This window comes from Achromobacter sp. ESBL13 (assembly GCF_036668755.1).
Classification (GTDB): domain Bacteria; phylum Pseudomonadota; class Gammaproteobacteria; order Burkholderiales; family Burkholderiaceae_B; genus Achromobacter.
On sequence record NZ_JAZEVT010000003.1, the window covers coordinates 185,716 to 211,962 of the forward strand.

General features: G+C 63.6%; 22 protein-coding genes. 1 reads left to right on the plus strand and 21 read right to left on the minus strand.

Features of this window, described 5'->3' with window-relative positions; genetic code table 11:
* Positions 1-25 precede the first annotated feature (25 nt).
* The 6 genes from aspT (V6F88_RS15110) to V6F88_RS15135 form a co-directional block, all read right to left on the minus strand.
* The gene (gene aspT, locus V6F88_RS15110; RefSeq protein ID WP_332610471.1) at positions 26-1,726 is read right to left on the minus strand and encodes an aspartate-alanine antiporter; all 1,701 of its coding nucleotides are present in this window, start codon (positions 1,724-1,726) and stop codon (positions 26-28) included.
* A gap of 22 nt (positions 1,727-1,748) precedes the next feature.
* The gene (locus V6F88_RS15115; protein ID WP_332610473.1) at positions 1,749-3,575 is read right to left on the minus strand and encodes a bifunctional aspartate transaminase/aspartate 4-decarboxylase; all 1,827 of its coding nucleotides are present in this window, start codon (positions 3,573-3,575) and stop codon (positions 1,749-1,751) included.
* A gap of 115 nt (positions 3,576-3,690) precedes the next feature.
* Positions 3,691-5,382 carry an aspartate-alanine antiporter gene (aspT, locus tag V6F88_RS15120; protein WP_332610474.1) on the minus strand — a complete coding sequence of 564 codons (1,692 nt, stop codon included), beginning with the start codon at positions 5,380-5,382 and terminating at the stop codon, positions 3,691-3,693.
* Between the two features lie 200 nt (positions 5,383-5,582).
* Positions 5,583-6,512, minus strand: a complete 930-nt coding sequence (locus V6F88_RS15125; protein WP_046802735.1) for an electron transfer flavoprotein subunit alpha/FixB family protein — start codon at positions 6,510-6,512, stop codon at positions 5,583-5,585.
* A 2-nt stretch (positions 6,513-6,514) separates the two neighbouring features.
* Positions 6,515-7,264: an electron transfer flavoprotein subunit beta/FixA family protein gene (locus tag V6F88_RS15130; RefSeq protein ID WP_332610477.1), complete on the minus strand. Its 750-nt coding sequence runs from the start codon at positions 7,262-7,264 to the stop codon at positions 6,515-6,517.
* Positions 7,265-7,334: 70 nt separating this feature from the next.
* Positions 7,335-8,258, minus strand: coding sequence for a histone deacetylase family protein (locus V6F88_RS15135; RefSeq protein ID WP_332610479.1), 924 nt, complete (start codon positions 8,256-8,258; stop codon positions 7,335-7,337).
* A 10-nt stretch (positions 8,259-8,268) separates the two neighbouring features.
* On the opposite strand from V6F88_RS15135, the gene mltB reads away from it, so the two are divergent.
* Positions 8,269-9,423, plus strand: coding sequence for a lytic murein transglycosylase B (mltB, locus tag V6F88_RS15140; protein ID WP_332610481.1), 1,155 nt, complete (start codon positions 8,269-8,271; stop codon positions 9,421-9,423).
* 94 nt (positions 9,424-9,517) lie between these two features.
* Here mltB and cysM read toward each other — a convergent pair whose 3' ends face one another.
* The 15 genes from cysM to gyrA all read right to left on the minus strand — a co-directional run bounded on the left by cysM (position 9,518) and on the right by gyrA (position 26,246).
* The gene (gene cysM, locus V6F88_RS15145) at positions 9,518-10,426 is read right to left on the minus strand and encodes a cysteine synthase CysM (RefSeq protein ID WP_046802732.1); all 909 of its coding nucleotides are present in this window, start codon (positions 10,424-10,426) and stop codon (positions 9,518-9,520) included.
* A gap of 81 nt (positions 10,427-10,507) precedes the next feature.
* Positions 10,508-11,002 carry a ComEA family DNA-binding protein gene (locus V6F88_RS15150; RefSeq protein WP_332610484.1) on the minus strand — a complete coding sequence of 165 codons (495 nt, stop codon included), beginning with the start codon at positions 11,000-11,002 and terminating at the stop codon, positions 10,508-10,510.
* 218 nt (positions 11,003-11,220) lie between these two features.
* A complete protein-coding gene (gene rfaD / locus V6F88_RS15155; RefSeq protein ID WP_332610486.1) occupies positions 11,221-12,210 on the minus strand; it encodes an ADP-glyceromanno-heptose 6-epimerase in 990 nt (329 codons plus the stop codon).
* On the minus strand, positions 12,207-13,148 hold the full coding sequence (rfaE1, locus tag V6F88_RS15160) for a D-glycero-beta-D-manno-heptose-7-phosphate kinase (RefSeq protein WP_332610490.1): 942 nt from the start codon (positions 13,146-13,148) through the stop codon (positions 12,207-12,209). Before rfaE1 ends, rfaD begins: the two co-directional genes overlap by 4 nt.
* On the minus strand, positions 13,145-14,359 hold the full coding sequence (gene lapB, locus V6F88_RS15165) for a lipopolysaccharide assembly protein LapB (protein ID WP_332610492.1): 1,215 nt from the start codon (positions 14,357-14,359) through the stop codon (positions 13,145-13,147). The genes rfaE1 and lapB overlap by 4 nt, the downstream gene beginning before the upstream one ends.
* Positions 14,360-14,425: 66 nt before the next feature.
* Positions 14,426-14,740, minus strand: coding sequence for a LapA family protein (locus V6F88_RS15170; protein ID WP_006225143.1), 315 nt, complete (start codon positions 14,738-14,740; stop codon positions 14,426-14,428).
* Between the two features lie 177 nt (positions 14,741-14,917).
* Positions 14,918-15,277 carry an integration host factor subunit beta gene (locus V6F88_RS15175; protein WP_046802728.1) on the minus strand — a complete coding sequence of 120 codons (360 nt, stop codon included), beginning with the start codon at positions 15,275-15,277 and terminating at the stop codon, positions 14,918-14,920.
* A gap of 3 nt (positions 15,278-15,280) precedes the next feature.
* Positions 15,281-16,993: a 30S ribosomal protein S1 gene (rpsA, locus tag V6F88_RS15180; RefSeq protein WP_332610495.1), complete on the minus strand. Its 1,713-nt coding sequence runs from the start codon at positions 16,991-16,993 to the stop codon at positions 15,281-15,283.
* Between the two features lie 303 nt (positions 16,994-17,296).
* On the minus strand, positions 17,297-17,992 hold the full coding sequence (cmk, locus tag V6F88_RS15185) for a (d)CMP kinase (RefSeq protein WP_332610496.1): 696 nt from the start codon (positions 17,990-17,992) through the stop codon (positions 17,297-17,299).
* A 12-nt stretch (positions 17,993-18,004) separates the two neighbouring features.
* On the minus strand, positions 18,005-19,327 hold the full coding sequence (aroA, locus tag V6F88_RS15190) for a 3-phosphoshikimate 1-carboxyvinyltransferase (protein ID WP_332610497.1): 1,323 nt from the start codon (positions 19,325-19,327) through the stop codon (positions 18,005-18,007).
* A 5-nt stretch (positions 19,328-19,332) separates the two neighbouring features.
* Positions 19,333-20,235 carry a prephenate dehydrogenase gene (locus tag V6F88_RS15195; protein WP_332610498.1) on the minus strand — a complete coding sequence of 301 codons (903 nt, stop codon included), beginning with the start codon at positions 20,233-20,235 and terminating at the stop codon, positions 19,333-19,335.
* The gene (gene hisC / locus V6F88_RS15200; protein ID WP_332610499.1) at positions 20,232-21,353 is read right to left on the minus strand and encodes a histidinol-phosphate transaminase; all 1,122 of its coding nucleotides are present in this window, start codon (positions 21,351-21,353) and stop codon (positions 20,232-20,234) included. Before hisC ends, V6F88_RS15195 begins: the two co-directional genes overlap by 4 nt.
* Before the next feature lie 9 nt (positions 21,354-21,362).
* A complete protein-coding gene (gene pheA, locus V6F88_RS15205) occupies positions 21,363-22,448 on the minus strand; it encodes a prephenate dehydratase (protein ID WP_332610501.1) in 1,086 nt (361 codons plus the stop codon).
* Positions 22,441-23,571, minus strand: coding sequence for a 3-phosphoserine/phosphohydroxythreonine transaminase (gene serC / locus V6F88_RS15210; RefSeq protein WP_332610503.1), 1,131 nt, complete (start codon positions 23,569-23,571; stop codon positions 22,441-22,443). Before serC ends, pheA begins: the two co-directional genes overlap by 8 nt.
* The gene (gene gyrA / locus V6F88_RS15215; protein WP_332610505.1) at positions 23,571-26,246 is read right to left on the minus strand and encodes a DNA gyrase subunit A; all 2,676 of its coding nucleotides are present in this window, start codon (positions 26,244-26,246) and stop codon (positions 23,571-23,573) included. Before gyrA ends, serC begins: the two co-directional genes overlap by 1 nt.
* Between the last annotated feature and the right edge of the window lies 1 nt (position 26,247).

Here is a 26,247-nt window from a genome sequence, read left to right on the forward strand (position 1 = left end):
CTGCTGCGTCTTTCAGATACGCGTCTTAACTCAGATGGTACGCCAACGACACGATGATGGGCCCCAGCACCGGCAGCAGCACGTTGGCAATTGCATAGGTCACGGTGTAACCCAGCAGCGGCACGGAACTGCCGCTGGAGTTCAAGATGGCGCTGATGGCGGGCGTGCTGACGTGCTGGCCGGCAATGGCGCCCACGAGCAGCGGACCTTCAATCTTCAGTATCTTGTGGCCCACCCACAATGACAGGCAGGCCGGCCCCAGCGATACCAGCAAGCCGATCAGCGGCAGCACGGCGCCATGTTCGCGGATCAGCGACACGGCTTCGGGCCCCGCCGACAAGCCCACGCAGGCCACGAACACCGCCAGCCCCAGGTCCTTCAACAGCTGCACGGCGTGATCCGGCATGTGCCCCAGCGACGGCCGCTTGGCATTGATCCAGCCGCACACCAACCCGCTGACCAGCGCCCCGCCACCGCTACCCAGCGACACCGGGATGCCCCACATGCGTGCGCTGAGGCTGCCGATCATCAAGCCCGCCAGGATGCCGAAGGCCAGGAAGACCAGATCGGTGACGCCGCTGCGGCGCAGCTCGCTGCCCAGCGCCGCACCCGCTTGCGCCAGTTCGGGTTCGGCGCCCACCAGCGTGACCAGGTCCCCGTATTGCACGATGGTGGCCGGCGTCAATGGCAGCACGTGCCCCGACCGCGTGATGGACTGCACGAAGACGCCACGTGCCCGCTTGGCGCCGGGGCGCTTGCCCAGCTCGCCCATGGTGATTCCGTTGACGTTCTTTTTGTTGACGATGACCGCAAGCTCGCGCAGTTGCAGATCATCGGCGTGCGCCTCCGGCAGCTGGATCTCCGGGCCGACCACCGCGCCGGCCCGCAGCGCAAAACGGCGCAAGCCCAGCACCACCACGATGTCGCCCGTGGCCAGCGTGTCGTCGGGGGTAACGTCCAGCGCCGCGCCGTTGCGCAGGAGGCGGCTGATCACGGTACGACCGCCCAGTTGGGCCTCGATGTCGCCCACCTTCATGCCGTCGGCGTCCTTGACCACGTGGGCCCGCCCCACCAGGCGCGGCAACGTGGGCAGGTTGATGTCTTCGTCTTCACCGGACGCGACGCCCAGCTTGGCTTCCAGGGCCTTGGACGCTGCGCGCAAGTTGATACGCAACAACGCCGGCGCGACCTGGCTGGTAAAAAACACGATGCTGATCAAGCCCACCAGATAGGTCAGCGTGTAGGCCGTGGCTATGTTGGCTTCCATGCGCTGCACCTCTGCATCCGGCAAGCCCAGGTGCTTGAGCGCTTCGGCGGCGGTTCCGACCACCGCCGATTCGGTTGCGGCGCCTGCCGCCAGCCCCGCCGCCGTACCGGCATCCAGGCCAAACAGCGGCACGGCCGACAACACAATCGTCAGCACCAGCAACGCTTCGATGATGGGCAGCGCGATATAGCGCAGGCTGGAGCGATTCAGGTTGGCGAAGAACTGCGGGCCGCCCGAATAGCCCATGGCGAAGATGAACAGCGCGAAGGCCACCTCTTTCAGGTCCCCGCGCATCTGGCAACCCGTCTGGCCGATCAGCAGGGCGACGATCAGCGTGCCGCACACGCCGCCCAACTGAATCGGCCCGACCTTGAGCTTGCCGATCAGGTATCCCAAACCCACCGTGACGAACAACACCGCGATGGGGACGCTATTGAAAAACCCGATCGAGCACGTCATAGCTCATGTCGCCTGTGGTTGCCTACTTGCGGGCGGTAGCCTTCTTGGCGGATTTGGCCGCCGTGTCCGCTTGCTTGACGGCTTTCTTCACCGCCTTCTTGGCGACCTTCTTCGTGGCCGTCTTTGCCGCGCGCTTGGCCGCGCCGGCTTTCACCGTCTGGCCCTTGCCGGCAGTCGGACCCGAACGCACCAGCTCGGACGCCTTCCATGCCTCGACGTACTCGGTGGCGCACTCGACCATGTACTTGCCGATCTTGGCGTAATCGGCATCGTCCAGATTGGCCAGCGAGATGCGGATCGACCACGGCGGCCCGCCGAAGCCGCCGCCATCCATCAGCACCACGCCCGTCTTCTCGGCCAGCCGGAACAGGAAGTCCACGGGCTCGTAGTTCGACGTCATGTACTTGCAGAAGGCATCGCCATACATGACCTTGGCCCAGACCATGAAGTCCAGTTCCACGTAATACCAGGCGCGCATCGGATCTTCCGGGGGCACCGGAATACCCAACCCGCTCCATAGCGAGTCGCGGCGCGCACGCACGATCTGCATCGTCAGGTGCTTGTAGGCGTCCTTCAGGTCCAGCAGGTGGGACAGCGCAAAAAAGCACATCTGCACCTGCTGCGGCAGGGACAGGCCCGCCGTGTGGTTCAGCGCCACGTTGCGGCTGTCGGCCACCATGCGGTCGATGAATTTGAGCTTTTCGGGCTCCATCGTCATGGCGCCGTAGCGCTTGTTCAGGCGCTGCTTCCAGGCCGCGGGCAGTTCGGCGATGCGCCGGTCCATGGTGTTTTTCTCGTGCGTGGCAATCACGCCCAGACGCCAGCCCGTGCAACCAAAGTTCTTGGAAAAGGAATAGACGCAGATGGTGTTGTGCGGCACTTCGGCCATCAGCGACCGGAAGTTCGGCACGAAGGTGCCGTACACATCGTCCGTGACCAGCACCAGATCGGGATTCTTGCGGATCAGGCGCACGATCTGCTTCATCTCGACCGGGCTGAACGCCACCGACGGCGGGTTGCTGGGGTTGACCGTTACGGCCAGCTTGATCTTCGGATTTTCCAGCTTGGCGATTTCAGAGGCGGGATAGTGCCAGTCGTGCGTGCCGTCGGCCCGCAGGCTGCTGGCGTTGATGGCGACAATCTTGAACTGGAAACGCTCAAGGTGCGCGATTTCGATATAGGGCGTGAAGGTGGGCAGGAACAGCGCAATGGTATCGCCCTGCTTCAACAGGCCGTTCTGCATCATCGAGTCGAAGATGTAGCACATGGCGGCCGTGCCGCCCTCTACCGGAAACAGGTCGAACTTGCCCTTGGGCGGCCGACCATCGCACATTTCCTTGATCAGGTAGTCGTGCACGATCTGTTCGGTATGCACCAGCGCGCGCGGCGGCACGGGGTAGTTGTCACCGATGATGCTGTCGGTCAGTTCGTGGATCCATTCATCCGGATCGAAACCCTTTATCTTGACGCCGTATTCAAGCACGCCCACCAGGAAGTCGTAGCCGTCCTCGCCCTTGTGCTTGGACAGGAATTTACGCAAGCGGTCGGCGCAACCTTTCTTTGCCGGCATGCCAGCCAGGATGGCATCGTCGCGCACGCGGCGCGCCTCTTTCATCGCAAACTGGCCCATCAGGAAGAAAGCGTCGCGCGGCTCGGTGGCGATCCAATTCGGGTTGCCCCGGCCCGCGTTCAACATGGTCAAGGCAGCCGTCTGCTGATTCTCCTTGGCCAACGTAATCAGATAATCCTTCAGTTCAAACGGCGACAGCTGTTCAAGGTCGCGTTGACGCGAGCGGGTCGTCTTCAAGGCGGAAGCCAGGCTGACAGTGAGAGGCGCGGTGGAAGCCATTGTTAGGTACTCCTGGTTTGCGTTTTGACAAGCGCTGGCGAAGCGGCGCGGCGGGCATGCCCACCGCCCCGGTTTTGCTGCCCGCAAGCCCGGATCAGGCTTGCGGGGCGTCCCACTAGGTCATCAGCATGACGATGACAATGCCCCAGATAATGAGCAGGGTATTGCCGATTGCATAGGGCACCGTGTAGCCCAGGGCGGGCACCTGGCTTTTCGCCGTCTCGGTGATCTGGCCGATCGCCGCCGTCGTGGTGCGGGCGCCAGCGCAGACGCCCAGCACGATCGCGGGATGGAACTTGAAGACATATCGGGCGATGAACACGCCCAGAATCATCGGCACGCTGGTGGCGATGATGCCGGCCACGAAAAGCTTGGCGCCCAATTGCTGGAAGCCCTGCACGAAGCCCGGCCCGGAAGTGATGCCGACCACGGCCACGAATGCCGTCAGCCCGACAGACGTCAGGAACCAGTGCACCGGTTCCGGCACGCGGCCGAAGGTGGGATGCACCGATCGCAGGTAGCCGAAGATCAGGCCCGATATCAGCGCACCGCCGGACGTCGACAAGGTGATGGGAATGCCGCTGACCGTCAGCACCAGTGAACCGAACAGCCCGCCCAGCAAAATGCCGAAGCCGACGAACACCATGTCGGTCTGCTCGGTGGCCCGGTCCACATATCCCAGCTTGGCCACGACGCGCTCGACGTCACGCTTGGCGCCCAGCACAAAGAGACGGTCGCCGCGGTCCAGCTTCAGGCCCCAGTTGACCGGCATATCGTGACCGCCGCGCACAACCTTGCGCAGGAACACGCCCCGGCCCAACTGACGCACCGTTTCGTTTTCGGCCAATTCCTTGAGCGTCTTGCCAGCCACATTCTTGTTGGTCAGCACCACCTCGACAATCTCGGCGGGCAGGTTGATGACGTCCCTGTCCTCGACTTCATTGCCGATGATGCCGCCGGCCTGCAAGACCAGCGCATCGTGGCGCCCCGTCACGCCCAGCACATCGCCCGCCTGCAGCACCGTGCTGGAGTCGTTATCGATGATCTGGTCGCCACGGCGGATGCGTTCCACAAACACGCGCGCGTCGACAAAGCGCGCTTCCAGGTCGCCCACCGTCTTGCCCACCAGATCGGTGTGGTCAAGCTTGTAGGCGCGGGCCGTGAACTTGCGGTAGCCAGACAGTTCCATGGAATCGGCGCCGCCGGACATCTTGGCTTCGTATTCCTTGCACTCTTTGACGATGTCCACGCGCATCAGCTTGGGGCCCAGCGATGCCAGCAACCACGCGCTGCCGACCGTGCCAAAGATGTAGCAGACGGCGTAGGCCACGGGGATGCTGTCGATCCACTTCTTCTTGGTCGCGGCGTCCACGCCCAGCCCGTTGATCGTGTCCGTGGCCACGCCCATCACCGCGGAAATGGTTTGCGCGCCCGCCAACAGCCCGGCACCGGTACCGGCGTCAAATCCAAATCCGACGGCCGTGGCCCAGGTGACCAGCAAGCAGATAACGCAGATGATGACCGCGAAGATGACCTGGGGAAGGCCATCGCTTTTCATGCCGCGGAAGAATTGTGGTCCGACGCCGTAGCCAAGACCAAAAAGAAAAAGCAGGAAGAACACCTGCTTCAGAATCGGGGCGATGGTGATATCAAGTTGGCCGACCAACACACCCACCAACAACGTGCCGGTTACCGCACCGAGATTAAACCCGAAGATTTTCTTGGCGCCGATCCAATACCCCAGCCCCAGGGTAAGAAATACCGCCAACTCTGGATACTTCCGCAATGTGTCAAAGAACCATTCCATCCCGAATCTCCTTCGTTCTGTACAGGTCGAGCACGTGCGCGAAAAATCCTGCTGCGCGCGGAACACATTATCAGAATCTTTCAGAAAATCAAAAGAAATACTACATAGATATCAAACTATCCCAGATCATCGCAGACCAGAAAAAAGCCCCGTGGATGGTGAATCCGCGGGGCTTTCATACTGGCGACGTCGCTGACGTTTTACAGCGCGCCGGTCAGTTCGGGCACCACCTGGAACAGGTCGCCCACCAGGCCATAATCCGCCACGCCGAAAATCGGGGCTTCGGGATCCTTGTTGATGGCCACGATGACCTTCGAGTCCTTCATGCCTGCCAAATGCTGGATGGCGCCGGAAATACCAACGGCCACGTACAGCTGCGGCGCAACGATCTTGCCGGTCTGGCCCACTTGCCAGTCGTTCGGCGCGTAGCCGGCGTCGACGGCCGCGCGCGAGGCACCCAAAGCGGCGCCGAGCTTGTCGGCCAGCGGGTCAAGGATCTTGAAGTTCTCGGCGCTGCCCAACCCACGGCCGCCCGAGACCACGACGCGCGCGCCGGCCAGTTCGGGACGGTCGCTCTTGGCGACTTCGCGGCCCACGAACGTGGACTTGCCCGAATCCGCCACGGCGGCCACGTCTTCCACGGCGGCCGAACCCCCTTGCGCGGCGACGGCGTCAAAGCCCGTCGTGCGCACGGTGATGACCTTCACGGCGTCGGCCGATTGCACCGTGGCAATGGCGTTACCCGCGTAGATCGGGCGCTGGAACGTGTCAGCGGATTCCACGCCGATGATGTCGGAAATCTGCGCGACGTCGAGCTTGGCGGCCACGCGCGGCGCCACGTTCTTGCCCGACGCGGTGGCCGGGAAGAGGATGTGGCTGTAGTTGGAAGCCACGGCCAGCACCTGCGCCGCGACGTTTTCCGCCAGACCGTCAGCCAGCTGCGGCGCGTCAGCCAACAGCACCTTGGCCACGCCTGCGGCGGCGGCGGCCTGGTCGGCCACGGCACGCGCATTGGCGCCGGCGACCAGCACGTGCACGTCGCCTCCGATCTTGGCGGCGGCGGCGACGGCGTTCAGGGTTGCGCCCTTGAGCTGGGCGTTATCGTGTTCGGCAATAACCAGCGTCGTCATGTTCAGACCACCTTCGCTTCGTTCTTGAGTTTGTCCACCAGGGCCGCAACATCGGCCACCTTGATGCCGGCCTTGCGGGCGGGCGGCTCGCTGACCTTCAGCGTCTTCAGGCGCGGCGCGGGATCAACACCCAGCTCGTCGGGCGTGACGGTGTCCAACTGCTTCTTCTTGGCCTTCATGATGTTGGGCAGCGTGACGTAACGCGGCTCGTTCAGGCGCAGGTCGGTGGTGACGATGGCCGGCAGCGTCAGCGTCAGCGTTTCCAGCCCGCCGTCCACTTCACGCGTGACCGTGACCTTGCCGTCGGCCAGTTCGACCTTGCTGGCGAACGTGGCTTGCGGCCAGTCCAGCAGCGCGGCCAGCATCTGGCCGGTTTGGTTGGCGTCGTCATCGATGGCTTGCTTGCCAAGAATGACCAGTTGCGGCTGCTCTTTGTCGACCAGGGCCTTCAACAACTTGGCGACGGCCAGCGGTTGGAGTTCGGCATCGGTCTGAACCAGCACGCCACGATCGGCGCCAATGGCCATGGCGGTGCGCAGCGTCTCCTGGCATTGCGCAACGCCGCAAGAAACCGCCACGACTTCAGCGACGGCACCCTTCTCTTTGAGCCGGGTCGCTTCTTCGACGGCGATTTCGTCAAAGGGGTTCATGGACATCTTCACATTGGCGATATCCACGCCAGTCTGATCCGACTTGACTCGCACCTTGACGTTGTAGTCAACGACGCGCTTGACAGGTACCAACACCTTCATCCCGCTGCCTCCAAATGGAAATAAATACCCGGCATGCGCCGGGATCGCATTGCACAATTTTTTCCTGATTCTACAGCTTCGCCAGCGCTCGTATATGCGCAACGACACTGCGCCCCAGTGCAGATAAGTTGTAACCACCTTCAAGCGTACTGACGATCCGGCCCTGACTATGCCGTTCGGCCACCTCGACGAGTTGCTCGGTGATCCAGCCGTAGTCAGCCTCGACCAGGCCCATCTGGCCCATGTCGTCTTCCCGATGCGCATCGAATCCGGCGGACACCAGGATGAGTTCCGGGCGGAAGGCTTCAAGCCGGGGCAGCCACTGGTCGGTGACGATCGTCCTGACCGCGGGGCCGACCGTATACGCGGGCACCGGCACGTTCAGCATGTTGTCCGCGGGCTGGTCGGTACCGCTGTTGGGAAAGAGCGGATGCTGAAAAAAGCTGCACATCAGCACGCGCTCGTCGCCCGCGAAGACGTCTTCGGTGCCGTTGCCGTGGTGCACGTCGAAGTCAACGATGGCCACGCGCGACAGGCCGTGAAAGTCCAGCGCATGGCGCGCTGCGATCGCGACGTTATTCAAAAAGCAGAAGCCCATGGCTTGCGACCGGCAGGCGTGGTGCCCGGGCGGACGCACCGCGCAGAACGCCGTGCGGGCGTCGCCGCCCATCACCGCATCCACCGCCGCAACCCCCGCGCCGGCCGCGTACAGGGCCGCTTCATAGGTGTGGGGATTCATCAGCGTATCGGGATCGATCGGGTAATACCCTTGGTCCGGCGTATGTTCGCGCAAACTGTCCAGATACTGGACGGTGTGCACACGCAAAAGGTCGTGGCGCGACGCCTGGGGCGCTTGGCGGTCGTCCAGATAGGGCATCAGGCCGCTGGCCAATAGCTGGTCGGAAATGGCATCCAGCCTCTGCGGGCTTTCAGGGTGCCAACTGCCCATTTCATGCAAGCGGCAAGCCGGGTGGGTAAGATACATGGTCTCCATAAGGAAGATTATGTTCATCTGTCGGCGATTACTGCAACTCGGAACGCTTTCCGCCCTGCTGGCGGGCTGCTCCACCACCGCCCCCTCTGCTCCAAATTCCCTTTCGACCCCGCCGCCGGCCGCTTCAGCGAACGCCGCTATCCGCATCGGACCCGCCACGCCGACACCCGGCTCCGAACTGCCGGATGACGCGCCTGCCACCCTGACCGCCACCGGCGCGCTGCGCCCGGAAGTGCGCAGCTTCGTGCAGGACCTGGCGGCCGAACGCCAATTGCCACTGGACCCGATGATCAAGGCGTTGGAAAGCTCGCGCTACAACGCCACCGTGTCCCGGCTGATCGCGCCGGCGCCGCCGGGCAAGAAAATCTGGCGCAGTTGGCTGACGTATCGGTCCCGCTTCGTGGAACCCAAGCGCATCGGCTGGGGCGTCGAGTTCTATAACGAAAATCGCGACCTGCTCAATCAGGCCGCTCAGCGCTTTGGCGTGCCGGCCCCGATCATCGCGTCGATCATCGGCGTCGAAACACTGTACGGCCGCAACATGGGCAACTTCCGAGTGCTGGATGCACTGGCCACGCTGGCCTTTGACTATCCCGATCCCAACAAACCCGAGCGCGCCGCGATGTTCCGGGGCCAGTTGGCGGACTTCCTGACGCTGGTCATGAAAGACAAACTGGACCTGGAAACGCAGGGCTCGTACGCCGGCGCCATCGGCATGCCGCAGTTCATGCCCACCAGCATCATGCACTACGCGGTGGACGGCGACGACAACGGCCATATCGACCTGACCAACAACACGCAGGACGCCATCATGTCCGTGGGCAGCTTCCTGGCACAGCACGGCTGGCAGCGCGGCTTGCCCGTGTTTGCACCGGTGGTGTTGCCGGCGGACCCCACCGCGCTGGTCGACGGCGGCCTGGAGCCCAAGCAAACCTGGAGCACGCTGTCGGCCGCCGGCGCGCGTTTGCAGCCAGGCGCCAGCAGCAATGGTTGGGGCACCCAGCCGCTGGGGGTGGTGGACCTGGTTGAAGAAGCGCGCGGCACGGCGCAATACCGGGTTGGCACGCCCAATTTCTTTGCGCTGACCAAGTACAACCGCAGCTACTTCTACGCGACGTCGGTGGCGGACCTGGCGTACGAAATCGAAGCGCGCGTCACGCGGTGATCTGCCCGCCCCGGAAACAGCAATGCCCCGTCAGGATGAACGGGGCATTTTTTTATTGTGGGGACTGGATGCGCCCCACTGCTGCCGTACGGAATCAGTTGAATACGCCCGTGGACAGGTAACGGTCACCCCGGTCGCAGACAATGAACACGATGGTGGCGTCGTTAACTCTTTCGGCCACACGCAAGGCGGCCACCAGCGCACCGGCGGACGAAATTCCGCCAAAGATGCCTTCTTCGGCGGCCAGCCGGCGCGCCATGGTTTCCGCTTCGGATTGCTCGATGGATTCGTAGGCGTCCACGCGGCTGCGGTCGAAGATCTTGGGCAGGTAGGCCTCGGGCCACTTGCGGATACCCGGAATCTGCGAGCCTTCGGCCGGCTGTGCGCCCACGATCTGCACGGCGGGGTTGCGGGATTTCAAATACGTCGACACGCCCATAATCGTGCCCGTGGTGCCCATGGCGCTGACGAAATGCGTGATGCGCCCTTCGGTTTGCGTCCACAGTTCGGGGCCCGTGGTTTCCACATGCGCGCGCGGGTTGTCGGGGTTGGCGAACTGGTCCAGCACCACGCCGCGGCCGTCGGCCTGCATTTCGGTGGCCAGGTCGCGGGCGTATTCCATGCCGCCCTTGTCGGCGGGCGTCAGGATCAGCTCGGCGCCGTAGGCAGCCATGGCCGCCCGGCGTTCCACGGACAGGTTGTCGGGCATGATCAGAATCATGCGGTACCCCTTCATCGCCGCCGCCATGGCCAGCGCGATGCCGGTATTGCCGCTGGTAGCCTCGATCAGGGTGTCGCCCGGCTTGATGTCGCCACGCGCTTCGGCGTGCTGGATCATCGACAAGGCGGGGCGGTCCTTCACGGAACCGGCGGGATTATTGCCTTCCAGCTTGGCCAGGATGACGTTGCCACGCGCGTCGCCCGCGGCACCGGGAATGCGCTGCAATCGCACCAGCGGCGTATTGCCGACGGTCTGCTCGATAGTGGGGTAGGTAGTAGTCATGCAAAAGATAATAACTCTGCCTGGCGCTGGGCGCGGGCAAAAGCCGCGCTCGCGCCAGGGGTTAGCCGCCTACCCGGCGCGTCAGGGCCGGGCCGCCGCCGGCGCCGTGCTGGGTTTGCCCTTGGCCGGTTTGGCGGTGGATGACGCGGCGCCCGAGCCTTGGCTTTGGCTTGGGCTTTGGCCCGATCCTGCCGCGCCATCGCCCTCGCCCACCTGCAAGCCGGCCGCCTTCAAGGCCTGCGCCTTTTTCTCGCCAATGCCGCGCACGCGCTCGGCCAGGTCTTCGAACGAATCGAAGCGGCCGCCGCGTTCGCGTTCATTGATGATGATTTCGGCCGTGCGCGGGCCGATGCCCCGGATGGTCTCTAATTGCTGCGCGCTGGCCTGGTTGACATCTACCGCCCGGGCTTCCGGCGCGGTGAAGCCCAGCGCGGCGCTCACCAGCATGACGCCAAGCACGTGTTGCCACAGGCGGCGCCCATTGCGGCCGCCTGCCGACGCATGCGGCAAGCGCGCTTTGCGCCATGGCATGGCCGCGCCGCGACGGACAATGGCGGGTACAAGGAAAGGGTTCATGAGGGTCTCCGAAAAGAACGGGTGCGGCGGATGCCGAACCACCCCTGGATCATGGACGTTCGCCCTGCCTGCGGGCCGTGCAGTGAATGGATTGATCCACCTCGGAAACTACGTGGGCGAAATAAAGGCCACCCTGAAGGGTGGCCTGGCTTTCACGCGGCGCGGGGCGGCGTGGTGCTGCTTTTCGGCAGCCCGCCTTAGCGGCGGGCGGCTGGCGGCTAGCGGCGCGCGCGCCAATAGCGCACGTACTCGGCAACACCGGTCTGCACGTCGCGCATCGGCGCATAGAACCCGGCGGTGCGCAGCTGGGTGACGTCCGCCTGCGTATAGCTTTGGTAGCGGCCCTTCAGGTCTTCCGGGAACGGGATGTAGCGGATCAAGTCCAGTTCGACCAATTGCGCCAACGTCAGCTCGGCCTCGCCGCGCTCGGCACGCAAGGCATTCACCACGGCTGCGGCCACGTCATTAAAGGGTTGTGCACGGCCCGTGCCGCAATTGAATATGCCGGACTGATCGGGATGGTCCAGAAAATGCAGGTTGACCGCCACGACGTCTTCAACCGAGATGAAATCGCGGCTTTGACCGCCGTCCACATAACCGTCCCAGCCCGCGAACAGGCGCACATGCCCGTGTTCCAGAAACTGGTTCATGTTGTGAAACGCCACCGAGGCCATGCGGCCCTTGTGCTGTTCATGCGGGCCATAAACGTTGAAATAACGCAGCCCGACCACCTGCGCCGTCAGGCTGTCCATGCGCTTGCGCAGCACCTGGTCGAACAGCAGCTTCGAGTAACCGTAGACGTTCAGCGGGCCTTCGTTGGCCGGGTCCTCGACGTAGACGGACGAGCCACCATAGACGGCGGCGGACGAGGCATACAGGAAGGGAATGCGCCGCGTCTGGCAGAACTCGAACAGTTCCAGCGTGACGCGGTAGTTGTTGTCCATCATGTAGCGGCCGTTGCGCTCGGTGGTGTCCGAGCAGGCGCCCTGATGCAACACGGCGCGCACGGCGGGCAGGCTGCCGTCGGCCACGCGCCGGCGGAAGTCGTCCTTGTCCATGTATTCAGCGATCTGGCAGTCCACCAGGTTGACGAACTTGTCGCCTTCGGTCAGGTCGTCGACCGCGATGATGTCATGGATGCCACGGCGGTTAAGCCCGCGCACCAGATTGCTGCCGATGAAGCCCGCGGCTCCGGTTACGACGATCATGAAATTTCTCCTGCGAGTTCCGCGGCGGTGACGACAGAGGTGCCCAGCTTGCCCACGGCGATGCCGCCGGCCTTGTTGGCCCAGCCCATCGATTCGGCCCACGGCAAGCCAATGGCGCGCGACACGGCCAGCGTGGCCAATACCGTATCGCCGGCACCCGACACGTCGAACACTTCGTGCGCCTGCGCATCGATGTGGTCGCGTCCCGCATCGGTAAACAATGTCATGCCCTGCTCGGACCGCGTCACCAGCAGGGCTTCAAGATCCAGGTCGGCGCGCAGACGCTGCGCGCGATCGGTGAGTTCGGCTTCGGAATTCCAGCGGCCCACGGCCTGCTGCATTTCAGCCCGGTTGGGCGTGACCAGGGTGGCGCCACGATAGCGCGAATAGTCGTCGCCCTTGGGGTCTACCAGCACCGGTATGCCTGCATGGCGCGCCATGGACACCAACGATTCGACGCGGGTCAGCACGCCCTTGGCGTAATCGGACAACACCAGCACATCGTGGTTGGACAGATGACGCGCCAGCGCGGCGTCCACGCTGTCCAGGGCGGCTTGTTCGGGATGCTGCTCGAAGTCCACGCGCAGCAATTGCTGCTGACGGCCCAGCACGCGCATTTTCAATGTGGTGTGCAGCGAGGGGTCGGCGATCAGATCGGCACGGATGCCGGCCTCGGCGGACAAGTGGCGGATGCTCTCGCCCGCCTCGTCTTCGCCCAGCACGCCCACCAGCGTCACCTGCCCGCCCAGCGCCGCGACGTTGCGCGCGACGTTGGCGGCGCCACCCAGGCGGTCTTCACGGCGCGCGACCCGCACCACGGGCACCGGCGCTTCCGGCGAAATGCGTTCGACTTCACCGAACCAGTAGCGGTCCAGCATCACGTCGCCCACGACAAGGACGCGGCTTTGGGAAATGGCTTCGGCGGGAAAAGGCTTCATTCAAGTTCTTCCAGGCGGCGCGGCGCGTAGGTCTCCCAGGCGTTGCAGCCGGGACATTGCCAGTAAAAACGACGCGCTTGAAAACCGCAACTACGACACGCATAGCGGTCCAGGCGTTGCGTATGCTTGTGAATCAGGCTGCGCAGCAGCGTCAGGTCGGCGCCGGGCACCGGCCCGCTTTCCGCGCCGCTTTCCGGGTTGGCCAGTTCGGCTTCCAGCAGGCGATCCAGCCCCAGCAAGGACGGATGGCTGCGCAACGCACCGCGCGCGAACGCCCACGCGACGTCAGACCCCTGCTGCACGCGCAATTCGCGGAACACCACGTTGAACAGGTCCAGCGACGCGTGCCGTTGATATTGCTTGAGCAGGAAATCAAGCCCCGCTTCGACCTGGTTGGCGGCGCGATAGTTGGCCAGAAGCGACTCGGCCACGAGCCCGGCGAATTCCGGCGCGTCGGTCATGACCGATTCCAGGTAAAGCCGCTCGCGCTTGGGGTCCTGTTCCAGCGACGCCAGTCGCGCACGCAGCATCGCCGTGCGCACCTTGGCGCCCTTGCCCACCGACGCATCGGTGGTGGACAAGGCATGGTCGGCGGCGTCCAGCGCTTTGTGCGCCGCGTCGACGTCCGCCGGCTTGGCCGACAGCGCGGTTTGCGCCTGCTCGCAGTAGTAATGCACGATTTGCGGGACCGGTTCATCGACCAGGCCCTGCAAGGTCTTGACCGCTTCGATGGCGCGTGGCCAGTCGTGTTCGGATTCAAAAATTCGAATCAAGGAGCGCAGCGCCGGTAGGGCGTAGCGCGTGTCCTTGAGCTGTTCGAAACCGCTTTCGGCGCGGTCCAGCATGCCGGCCTTCAGGAAATCCTGCGCGAGTTCATGCTGTGCATGCTCGCGCTCGGCATCAGGCAGATCGGAACGGCTGAGCAGGCTTTGATGCACGCGGATGGCGCGTTCCATTTCGCCTCGGCGACGGAACAGGCTGCCCAGCGCGAAGTGCAGCTCGGTTGTTTCGGGGTCCAGCTTGGCCACTTCGACAAACGCGTCGATGGCACGGTCCGGCTCTTCGTTGAGCAGGAAGTTCAGCCCCCGGAAATACGAATCGGGCAGGCTGCGCGTTTCCCGAAGCATTTGCCGGATGTCAAAGCGCGCGGCCAGCCAGCCCAGCGCGAACAACACCGGCACGAAAATCAGCCACCAAGGTTCAAAATCCACGTTTCGGGCTCTTGCGGTAAATCAGTGCGGGATGCGGTTGCGGGACGTTCGACGAGCGGCGCGCCATCAAAGCGGCGACATCGGGGCAACGGCTTCGGGGGGCACGACGGGCGTGGTGCCGTTGACGGCGGCCTGGACACGGTCCAGTTCGCGGCGCAAGCGCATGGCTTCGCGGCGGCGGCGCATGGCGGCGGGCACGGTCAGCAACAGGCCGAACAAGGCTCCGGCAACGAACACGACCAGCATCACGACGATCAGCGGCACATCTTGCACGACGTAGTCCGCGTAGAACTTCACGGCGACCGGGTCGGTGTTCTTCAAGGCGAACATCAACACCGCAATAAACACGAGCAATCGCAGGGCCCAGACTAGATAGCGCATGACGCATGCTCCAGAGAATTCAAGACTGCCAATTGTAAGCGACGTCTTAAGCGTCCAAGAAAAAAAATCCCCGCAAAAGCGGGACGAATCCGAAGCGGAAAAAACAAAGCCCCTTGATTTCTCAAGGGGCCTGTTCTCGGTCCGATCTGCCCGTAGGCAGCCTTACTAGCCGATTCGTCAGTGCATGGCGTGCAAACTTGCCATTGACGTCATCGGTTCACCCGATCCAGAAGACTGGGCGTCCTCGTCATTGCCGCCGACCAGGTCAACCCGTTCGCGCAATTCCTTGCCTGCCTTGAAGTGCGGTACCTGTTTACCAGGCACCAACACCTGTTCGCCGGACTTCGGATTGCGGCCGATGCGGGGAGACCGCTGCGACAACGAGAAGCTGCCAAAGCCGCGGATCTCGATGCGCTGACCCGAGGCCAGGGCCTGGGTCATCGCATCCAGCACGGTCTTGACGGCGTAATCGGTGTCGCGGGCGGCCAGCTGAGGATAGCGGGCCGCCAAGGCGGCGATCAGCTCCGACTTGGTCACGAATTAACCGTCGTTGCGCTGTTGGTCCAGCTTGGCCTTCAGCAGCGCGCCGAGGTTGGTGGTGCCGGACGAAGCGCTGGCGTCGGACATGCGCTGGATCGTTTCGGCGGTCTCGGCGTTGTCACGGGCCTTGATAGACAGCTGGATCGAACGCGTCTTGCGGTCGATGTTGACGATCATGGCTTCGATGTTGTCGCCGGCGTTCAGAACGGTGGTGGCATCTTCAACGCGGCCCGAGGAGATCTCGGAAGCGCGCAGGTAGCCTTCAACGTCCACGGACAGCGTGACAACAGCGCCCTTGGCTTCGACGGACTTGATGGTGCCCGGAACAACCGCGCCCTTGTCAAACGTGGCGACGAAGTTGTTGAAGGGGTCGCCTTCCAGCTGCTTGATGCCCAGCGAGATGCGTTCCTTGTCGGTATCGATGCCCAGAACCACGGCTTCGATCTCGTCGCCCTTCTTGAAGTTGCGCACGGCTTCTTCGCCCGTTTCCGTCCAGGACAGGTCGGACAGGTGAACCAGGCCGTCGATACCGCCAGGCAGACCAACGAACACGCCGAAGTCGGTGATCGACTTGATGGCGCCGCGGACCTTGTCGCCGCGCTTGAAGTTCGTGGCGAACTCTTCCCACGGGTTTTGACGGCACTGCTTCATGCCCAGCGAGATACGACGACGGTCTTCGTCGATTTCCAGGACCATGACTTCGACTTCTTCGCCCAGGGTAACAACCTTGCGCGGGTCGACGTTCTTGTTGGTCCAGTCCATTTCGGACACGTGGACCAAGCCTTCGATGCCGGCTTCGACTTCGACGAACGCGCCGTAGTCGGTCAGGTTCGTGACCTTACCGAACAGGCGGGTGCCTTGCGGGTAGCGGCGAGCCAGGCCCACCCACGGATCTTCGCCCAGCTGCTTGACGCCCAGCGAGACGCGGCTCTTTTCCTGGTCGAACTTGAGGACCTTGGCTTCGACTTCTTGACCCACTTGCAGGACTTCGGACGGGTGACGCACACGACGCCATGCCATGTCGGTGATGTGCAGCAGGCCGTCGATGCCGCCCAGGTCAACGAACGCGCCGTAATCGGTGATGTTCTTGACCACGCCCTTGACCACAGCACCTTCGTGCAGGGTTTCGAGCAACTTTTGACGCTCTTCGCCCATGCTGGCTTCCAGCACTTGGCGACGCGACAGCACAACGTTGTTGCGCTTGCGGTCGAGCTTGATGACCTTGAATTCGAGGGTCTTGCCTTCGTACGGGGTGGTGTCCTTGACCGGACGCAGATCCACCAGCGAACCGGGCAGGAACGCGCGGATGCCGTTGGTCATGACGGTCAGGCCGCCCTTCACCTTGCCGGTGATGGTGCCGGTAACCAGCTCGCCGTTTTCCAGGGCCTTTTCCAGTTGCAGCCAGGCCGACAGGCGCTTGGCGCGGTCACGCGACAGGATGGTGTCGCCGTAGCCGTTTTCCAGGGAATCGATGGCCACCGAGACGAAATCGCCGGGTTGCACTTCGAGCTCGCCCTGGTCGTTCAGGAACTCTTCCAGGGGGATCAGCGCTTCGGACTTCAGGCCGGCGTTGACGACGACGAAATTATGGTCGACGCGCACGACTTCGGCGCTGATGACCTCGCCGGACTTCATGTCCTGGCTCTTGAGGCTTTGTGCGAAAAGGTCGGCGAAGCTTTCGCCGCCGGTGGCGGTAGTGGAAACGGAAGACATGGGGTTGAAATCCATTGGGCCGAAATGGCCGTTAAGAACACACCGCAGCGGATTGCCCGCCACAGTGGAGTCAAAATACCTGCCTGCCGGTTTGCCCTGCGGGGTGGCCCGTGGGGGTTGCGCCTGGCGAGGACAGGGCCTAATCAAATAAAACTAGGCCCGGACGTTGTACGTTCGTAATACGTTGTATCGTCCGGGCGATTTTGCAGCGCAGAATCCGGCAAATCAGCTGTTTGCCTAAGCTATTCGCCTAAGCTATTCGCCTAAGCTATTTGCCGAAGCTATTCGCCTAAGCTATTTGCATCAGCCTTTCGCCTTATTGCCGGCCTGCTGCCAAAAATCCAGTATTGCCTGCACCGTTTCTGCAATCGTCAAATCAGATGAATCCAGCACGTGTGCGTCTGCTGCGGGAGCCAGCGGCGCCGTGGCGCGTTCGGTATCGCGGGCGTCTCGCTCGCGCATGTCTCGCAGAAGGTCGTCTAGATTAGCAGAAATTCCCTTTTCGATCAACTGCTTACGCCGCCTCTCGGCCCGGGCCACCACATCGGCAACCAGGAACACCTTCAGCGACGCGTCCGGGAACACCACGGTGCCCATATCCCGACCGTCCGCGACCAGCCCGGGGGGCCGACGAAACGCGCGCTGGCGCTCCAGCAGCGCCCGGCGCACGCCGGGAAACGCAGCGACGCGCGACGCGAAATTACCGACTTCTTCGCGCCGGATCTCGTGCCCGACATCGACGCCGGCCAGGTACACATGAGGCCCGTCAAAGCGGACATCCAGCGTTTCCGCCACGCGCGCCACGCCGGGTTCGTCGTCGACGGACACGCCTTGATTCAGGGCAGCCAGGGCGGTCAGCCGGTACAGTGCGCCACTGTCCAGCACGGCCCAGCCCAGCGCCTTGGCGACGCGATGGGCCACCGTGCCCTTGCCGGACGCGGTGGGGCCATCGATCGTGATGACGGCGGCGGAAGAGTCAGTCAATGAAGTGGAAGTCATGGGGAAAGTGCGCTAGGCCGACACAAGGCTTGCGTAGACATCAAAATAACCCGGGAACGTCTTGCTGACGCAACCCGGGTCCAAAATTCGGACGGCGGCGGGCCCGAAGGCCGCCAATGAAAAGCACATGGCCATGCGGTGATCGTCCCACGTGCCGATGTGCGCGTCGCGCCAGGCGTCCTGCGCCGGCGGGATGACCCGCAGCCAATCGGGTCCCGATTCCACCGTTGCCCCCAGCTTTTCAAGCTCGGTCTGCATGGCATGGATGCGGTCCGTTTCCTTGACGCGCCAGCTGCCAATGTTACGCAGCCGGCAAGGACCGTCGGCATACAAGGCCAGCGCCGCCGCGGTCATGGCGGCGTCCGGAATCAGGTTGAAGTCGGCATCGAACGCCTTCAAGCGCGCCCCGTCGGCCACCCTTACGCCCGAAACCTCGATCCAGTCGGGGCCGTAGGCCACCGTGGCGCCCATTTGCGCCAGCGTGTCGGCAAAAGCGACATCGCCCTGGATGCTGTCAGCGCCCACGCCGGTCACGCGCAGCGGGCCGCCGCCGATCGCGCCCAGCGCAAGAAAGTAGGACGCTGTCGAGGCATCGCCTTCGACCGCGATCTGGCCCGGACTGCGGTAGCCCGCCCCGCCTTCGATCACGAAGCGGCTCCAGCCGTCGCGTTGCACCTGCACGCCGAACCGTGCCATCAGGTTCAGCGTGATTTCAATGTAGGGCTTGGAGATGAGCTCGCCGACCACTTCCAGGGTCACGGGCTTGCCGCTGCGGCCGGCCCGCAAGGGCGCGGCCAGCAGCAAGGCCGTCAGGAACTGGCTGGATACCGAGCCCTGCACGCGCGTAACCGCCTCGTCGGCGATCTGACCACGGCCGATATGCAGCGGCGGATAGCCGGGCTGACCCAGATAATCGATGCGTGCGCCCAGTGCATTCAGCGCATCCGCCAGATCCCCGATGGGCCGTTCGTGCATGCGCGGAACACCGGACAGGCGGTAGTCACCACCCATCAAGGCCAACGCGGCGGTCAGCGGACGAATCGCGGTGCCCGCATTGCCCATGAAAAGATCCGCGCTTTCAACTGGAAAACGGCGCACGCCCTCTACCGTGACGCGACCGGCATCCAGGTCAGACACCTGCACGCCCAATTGGCGCAAGGCACCCAACATGACGCGCGTGTCATCGGAATCCAGCAACCCGGTAATCCGCGTGCAGCCTTCGGCGATGGCCGACAACAGCAACACGCGGTTGGAAATGCTCTTGGAACCGGGCAAGGCCATTACGCCGTGCGCCTGCCGCACGCGCGGCAGGTCCAGATAAGGCAAAGCGCCCATGTCAGTTACTCCTGTTGCCACTTGCGGCGCGCCTGGGCCGCAGTGTCCAGCAAAGCCAGCAAGGCCGCGTCGTCGCCATCGGCAATGGCGCGTTCGGCTCGATCCAGAACGGCGCGCAGATCGGCAAGCTCGGCCAGCATCGCGTCGCGATTGGATAAAAAGATATCGCGCCACATCTCGGGCGAACCCGCCGCGATGCGCGTGAAATCGCGAAATCCGCTACCCGCCAGGTCAAGGCGTGTGCGGGCGTCGGCGGCCGTGGCCACCTGCTCCATATAGACGGCAGACAACAGGTGCGGCAAATGGCTGACCGAGGCCAGCACGCGGTCGTGCGCATCGGCGTCCATGTCGATCACGCTGGCGCCGCAGGCTTGCCAAGCACGTCGCACCAGCGCGATGGAGGCGGCGCTGTTCTGCGGCAACGGCGTCAAGATGACGGTACGCCGGCGATATAGCGCGCCATCGGCGGCGTCGGGGCCCGTGCGCTCGGCGCCGGCAATCGGATGCCCTGGCACGAAGCGCCCGATTTGCTCGCCCAACGCCTGGCGCGCCGCATCGACGACTTCGGCCTTGGTGCTGCCCGCATCGGTGACGACGGTGTTGTCGCCCAGATGGGGAAGCATCCGCGACAACACATTTTTCAGGCCACCGACCGGCGTGGACAGAAGAACCAGATCCGCGCGTGCGGCGGCATCTTCGGCGCTGACGGCTTCGTCGATCAGACCAAGCTCAACGGCGCGCGCCAGCGACGAGGCGTTACGCCCCACGCCCAGCACGCGCCCCACCTGCCCTGCCTGGCGCAGCGCGGCGGCAAACGACCCACCGATCAACCCCACGCCCACCACGGCCAATACAGGAATCAGGGGGCCAGCGGCCCCCTGATCGGAAGAAGGTAACGCGTCGTTCATGTGGCCAGGATGTCGGTCAGGGCATCAATAAAGCGGGCATTCTCTTCAGGCAACCCGATCGACACACGCAACCATTCCGGCAGGCCATCGCCCGCCACGGGGCGAACGATCACGCCACGCTTGAGCAATTCCAGATTGATGCGGGGCGCGTCGCCCACGTGCACCAGCACGAAGTTGCCGAAGCTGGGCACATAGCGCAGCCCAAGCCGATCGAACGCGGCGCACAGCTGCGCCTTGCCCGACTTGTTCGACGCATAGGCCTCTTCAAGGTAGGCCGCATCGCCCAGGGCGGCAATAGCCGCGGCCTGCGCTAGCGTATTGACATTGAACGGTTGACGCACGCGATTGAGCAAGTCAGTCAAGGGCGGCTGCGACACCGAGAAGCCCACGCGCAGCCCCGCCAGCCCATAGGCCTTGGAGAACGTGCGCGAAATGATCAGGTTCGGAAAACGGCGCGCCAGCGCGGTGCTGTCGAAGCGATATTCCGGATCCAGATATTCGTTGTAAGCCTCGTCCAGCACCACGGTGACCCGGTCACCATGCGCGGCGTGCACACGTTCCAGGAAGGACGCAACCTTGTCGCCAGGCACGAAGGTGCCGGTGGGATTATTCGGATTGGCGATGAACAGCAAGCGCGTGTCGTCGGCAATGGCGTCGAACATCGCGTCAAGGTCATGGCCGTAGTCTTTTGCCGGCACCACGATGTGGCGTGCACCGCGCGCTTGTGTGGCAAGCCGATAGACCGCAAACGAATGTTGCGCGTAGACGGCGGACGATCCCGGCTCCAGCAGCGCCAGCGCCGCGATTTCCAGGATGTCGTTCGAGCCGTTACCCAGCGTGATCCAGTTCATCGGCACGCCATAGCGTTCGGCCAGCGCGGCCTTCAGATCGAAGCCGTTCGGGTCCGGATAACGCGCCAGCGACTCGGCCGCGGCCAACATCGCGGTGCGAGCCGACTTGGGCATGCCCAGCGGGTTTTCATTAGAGGCCAGCTTGACGATGCCCGCCGGATCCAACCCGAATTCACGGGCCAGTTCTTCGATGGGCTTACCCGCCTGATAGGGCGCAATGGCGCTGACATGCGCCGGGGCAACGAGGGGCTTGGATGCGGTGGTCATGGTGTGGGCTCACGGCGCCGGGTAGGAACCCAGCACCTTCAGGTAGGCAACCTGCGCCTGCAACGTGGCAAGCGCGCGCTGAACGTTCGGATCATTACGATGACCCAGGACGTCGACGTAAAAATAATATTCCCACTGGCCGGTGCGCGCGGGGCGCGACTCGAAGCGGGTCATCGACACACCGTTGTCCGCCAGGGGCGCCAGCATTTCGTAGACGGCGCCGGCGCGGTTGGGCACGGCCAGGATCAGGCTGGTCTTGTCCTTGCCGCTGACCAGCGGCTGGATATTGCCGATCGCCAGGAACCGGGTGCGGTTGTGCGGATCGTCCTGGATGCCGGCCGCGATGACTTGAAGATTCCAGGCGGGCGCGGCCACTTCGCCGGCAATGGCCGCGATGGTCGGGTCCCCCGCCGAGGCGCGCGCCGCTTCGGAATTGCTGGGCGCCGCAACCCGTTCCACATCGGGATAGTTGCGTGTCAGCCAGCCCTGGCACTGCGCCAGCGCTTGCGGGTGCGCGGAAATGGTCTTGATGCCATCCATGGTGCCCGACTGCGACATCAGGCAATGGCGGATCACCAGCGAACGCTCGCCCAGGATCGTCAGCGGCGTGTTCAGCAGCAGGTCCAGGCTGCGGTTGACGGCGCCTTCGGTGGAGTTTTCGACCGGCACCATGCCCACGTCGGCCTGCCCGCCCTCAACCGCGCGGAACACCTCGTCAAACGACACGCACGGCAGCTTCTGGACGGCGTGGCCAAAGTGTTCCAGCGCCGCCTGCTCGGAAAACGAACCTTGCGGGCCCAGGTAGGCAACCGTCATGCCGCGTTCCAGGCCACGGCAGGCCGAGATGATTTCAGTCCAGACCGACGCCACGCCCGCATTCGGAAACGGGCCCGGGTTGATCTGTTGCAAACGGCGAATGACTTCGGCCTCGCGCTCCGGGCGCAGCACCGGGCCATCGGCCTGTGCGGCGTGCTTGGCTTCGCCAACTTCCAACGCGGCGCGGGCGCGCTGCGAAAGCAGGTCGAGGATCTGCGCGTCCAACGCATCGATGCGTTCGCGCAAGGGGCGCAACTTGCGTTGCAGGTCTTCATCCATAGCGGCGCTCGAATTCCTTCAGGTACTCGACCAACGCTTCGACCCCGGCAAGCGGTACGGCGTTGTAAATGGACGCGCGCATGCCGCCCACGCTCTTGTGACCCTTCAGTTGGGTCAGCCCCGCCGCATCGGCGCCTTGCAGGAAGGCGTCGTTGAGCGATTCATCGCGCAGCACAAACGGTACGTTCATGCGCGAACGCACGGGCGCGTGGATGGGATTGCGGAAGAAACCGCTGCCGTCCAGGTAGCCGTACAGCAGGTCGGCCTTGGCCTTGTTGGCGGCTTCCATGCCCGCCACGCCGCCGTTGGCCTTGACCCACTTGAACACCAGGCCGGCGACATAGATCGCGAAGGTGGGCGGTGTGTTGTAGCGCGAATGCTCGGCGGCCACGTTGGCGTAGTCGAACGCCGACGGGCAAATCGGCAAGGCGTGGCCGATCAGGTCACGGCGGGCAATGACCATGGTCACGCCTGCCGGGCCTGCGTTTTTCTGCGCGCCGGCATACACCATGCCGCAACGCGTGATATCCATGGGCCGCGACAGGAAATGCGACGACGCATCCACCACCAGCGGCACATCGGGCGCGCCCAGCGCGGCGGTGTCGGGCCAGTCCAAGAACTCGACCCCACCAATCGTTTCATTGCTGCAAAGATGCAGGTAGGCCGATTCCTGCCGCACGTTCCAGGTATCGACCGGCGGCACCCAGGTCAACGGCGCCTGCTCGCGGCCATCCAGCTGGATGGCTTGCTCGCTGCTTGCCGCGACGTGGGTGCTGCCGTAGCGGGCCGCTTCCTTGTACGAACGCTTGGACCAATGGCCCGTCACGACGAAGTCGGCGGCCGGCGTGCCCCGGCGCCCCATGAGATTCATGGGGACGATGGCGTTCTCCCCGGAACCCCCGCCTTGCATGAACATGACCGCGTAATCAGCGGGCAAGCCCAGCAGATCACGCAAATCGGATTCGGCTTCGTCGCAGATCTGCACGAAGTGCTTGCCGCGATGGGACATTTCCATCACCGACATGCCACTGCCATGCCAATCCAGCATCTCAGCTGCTGCTTGCTGCAATACCACCTCGGGCAAGGCCGAGGGGCCTGCCGAGAAGTTCCAGGGGCGGGCCATTATTGCTCCGTAGGTTCCGTCGAATCCGTTGCGCCGTTGGTATCGTCGCCGCCTTCCGCCTGACCGTCTTCGGCTTGGACGTCATCGTCCAGCTCGCCGTCGTCGTCAGCGTCGCTTTCCACAACACGACGTACGCCGGACAGCGTGCTGCCGTCATCAACGTTGATCAGCGTGACGCCCTGCGTTGCGCGCCCCATTTCGCGGATTTCCGCGACACGGGTACGCACCAGCACGCCGCCGGTGGTGATCAACATGATTTCGTCGGTCGGGTTGACCAGCACCGCGCCCACCACCTTGCCGTTACGCGAGGTGGTCTGGATGGCGATCATGCCCTTGGTGCCACGGCCGTGGCGCGTGTATTCGCCGATCGGGGTGCGCTTGCCATAGCCGTTTTCGGTTGCGGTCAGCACGGTCTGCGTTTCGTCGCCGGCCACCAGCAGCGCGATGACGGTCTGCGTTTCTTCCAGCATCATGCCGCGCACGCCGCGGGCGTTGCGGCCCATCGGACGGACGTCGTTTTCGTCAAAGCGCACGGCCTTGCCCGAATCCGAGAACAGCATGACGTCGTGCTTGCCGTCGGTGAGGTCGGCGCCGATCAGGTAGTCGCCGTCGTCAAGGTCCACGGCAATGATGCCGGCCTTGCGCGGGTTGGAGAAGTCGGACAGCGGGGTCTTCTTGACCGTGCCGCGCGAGGTCGCCATGAAGACGTAGTGATCTTCGCTGAATTCCTTGACCGGCAGCACCACCGTGACCTTCTCGCCATCAGCCAGCGGGAACATGTTGACGATCGGCTTGCCGCGCGAGTTGCGCGTGCCTTGCGGCACTTCCCAGACCTTCAGCCAATACACACGACCGCGGTTCGAGAAGCACAAGAGATAATCGTGCGTGTTCGCGATGAACAGCTGGTCGATCCAGTCGTTTTCCTTCATCGCCGTGGCTTGCTTGCCGCGCCCACCGCGCTTTTGCGAACGGTATTCGGACAGCGGTTGGCTCTTGATGTAGCCACCGTGCGACAGGGTCACGACCATGTCGGTCGGCGTGATCAGGTCTTCGGTGTCAAGCTCGGTTGCGTTCAGTTCGATTTCCGAGCGACGCGCATCCTTCGTGTTCGTCGAGAATTCGGCCTTGATGGCCTGAAGCTCGTCGCTGATGATGGTCGTGATGCGCTCGGGGCGTGCCAGGATGTCGAGCAGGTCGGCGATGGTGGACATGATGTCCTTGTATTCGCCGACGATCTTGTCCTGCTCAAGCCCGGTCAGGCGTTGCAGGCGCATGTTCAGGATTTCCTGAGCCTGCGTGTCGCTCAGACGGTACAGGCCGTCGCCTTGAAGACCGAATTCGGTGCCCAGGTCGTCCGGACGGAAGGCCGCGCGGCCTCCCGGCGTGTCGCCATCGGCGCGCGAAAGCATGTCGCGAACCAGCGACGAATCCCACGATTTGGCCATCAATTCCTGGCGCGCGACCGGAGGCGTCGGCGCGGCCTTGATGATCGCGATGAAGTCGTCGATGTTTGCCAGCGCAACGGCCAGGCCTTCCAGCACGTGGCCGCGTTCGCGAGCCTTGCGCAGTTGGAACACCGTGCGGCGCGTGACCACTTCGCGGCGATGTTGCAGGAAGTAGTCGATCATCTGCTTCAGGTTGAGCAGGCGCGGCTGGCCATCGACCAACGCCACCAGGTTCATCCCGAAGGTGTCTTGCAACTGCGTGTTCTTGTACAGGTTGTTCAGCACAACCTCAGGCACTTCACCGCGCTTGAGCTCGATGACCAGGCGCATGCCGTCCTTGTCGGACTCGTCGCGAATATCGGAGATGCCTTCGATCTTCTTGTCGTTGACGAGTTCGGCGATACGTTCCTGCAGCGTCTTCTTGTTGACCTGGTAGGGGATGGCGTCGATGACGATGGCTTGGCGGTTGCCCTTTTCCATGTCTTCGAAGTGCGTCTTGGCGCGCATGATGACGCGACCGCGACCCGTGCGATAACCCTCGCGCACGCCGGACATGCCGTAAATGATGCCGCCCGTGGGAAAGTCCGGCGCCGGGATGATCTCGATGAGTTCATCGACCGTGCAGGCCGGGTTGCGCAAGCAGTACAGGCAGCCGTCGACCACTTCCTGCAAGTTGTGCGGCGGGATATTGGTGGCCATGCCCACGGCGATGCCAGAGCTGCCGTTCACCAGCAGGTTGGGCAGACGCGAGGGCAACAGCAGCGGTTCTTGTTCGCTGCCGTCATAGTTGGGGCCGAAGTCGACCGTCTCCTGGTCGATGTCGGCCAGCAGCTCGTGGGCGATCTTCGCCAGGCGGATTTCGGTGTACCGCATCGCCGCGGCGTTATCGCCGTCGATCGAGCCGAAGTTGCCCTGGCCGTCCACAAGCATGTAGCGCATGGAGAAATCCTGCGCCATGCGGACGATGGTGTCGTACACGGATTGGTCACCGTGGGGGTGGTATTTACCGATTACGTCCCCGACGATACGCGCCGACTTCTTGTAAGCGCGGTTCCAATCGTTGTTCAGCTCATGCATCGCGTAGAGCACGCGCCGGTGGACGGGCTTGAGCCCATCCCGCACATCCGGTAGCGCCCGCCCAACGATCACGCTCATCGCGTAATCGAGGTAACTGCGGCGCATCTCTTCTTCCAGCGAAACCGGAAGCGTCTCCTTGGCAAAGGAATCCATA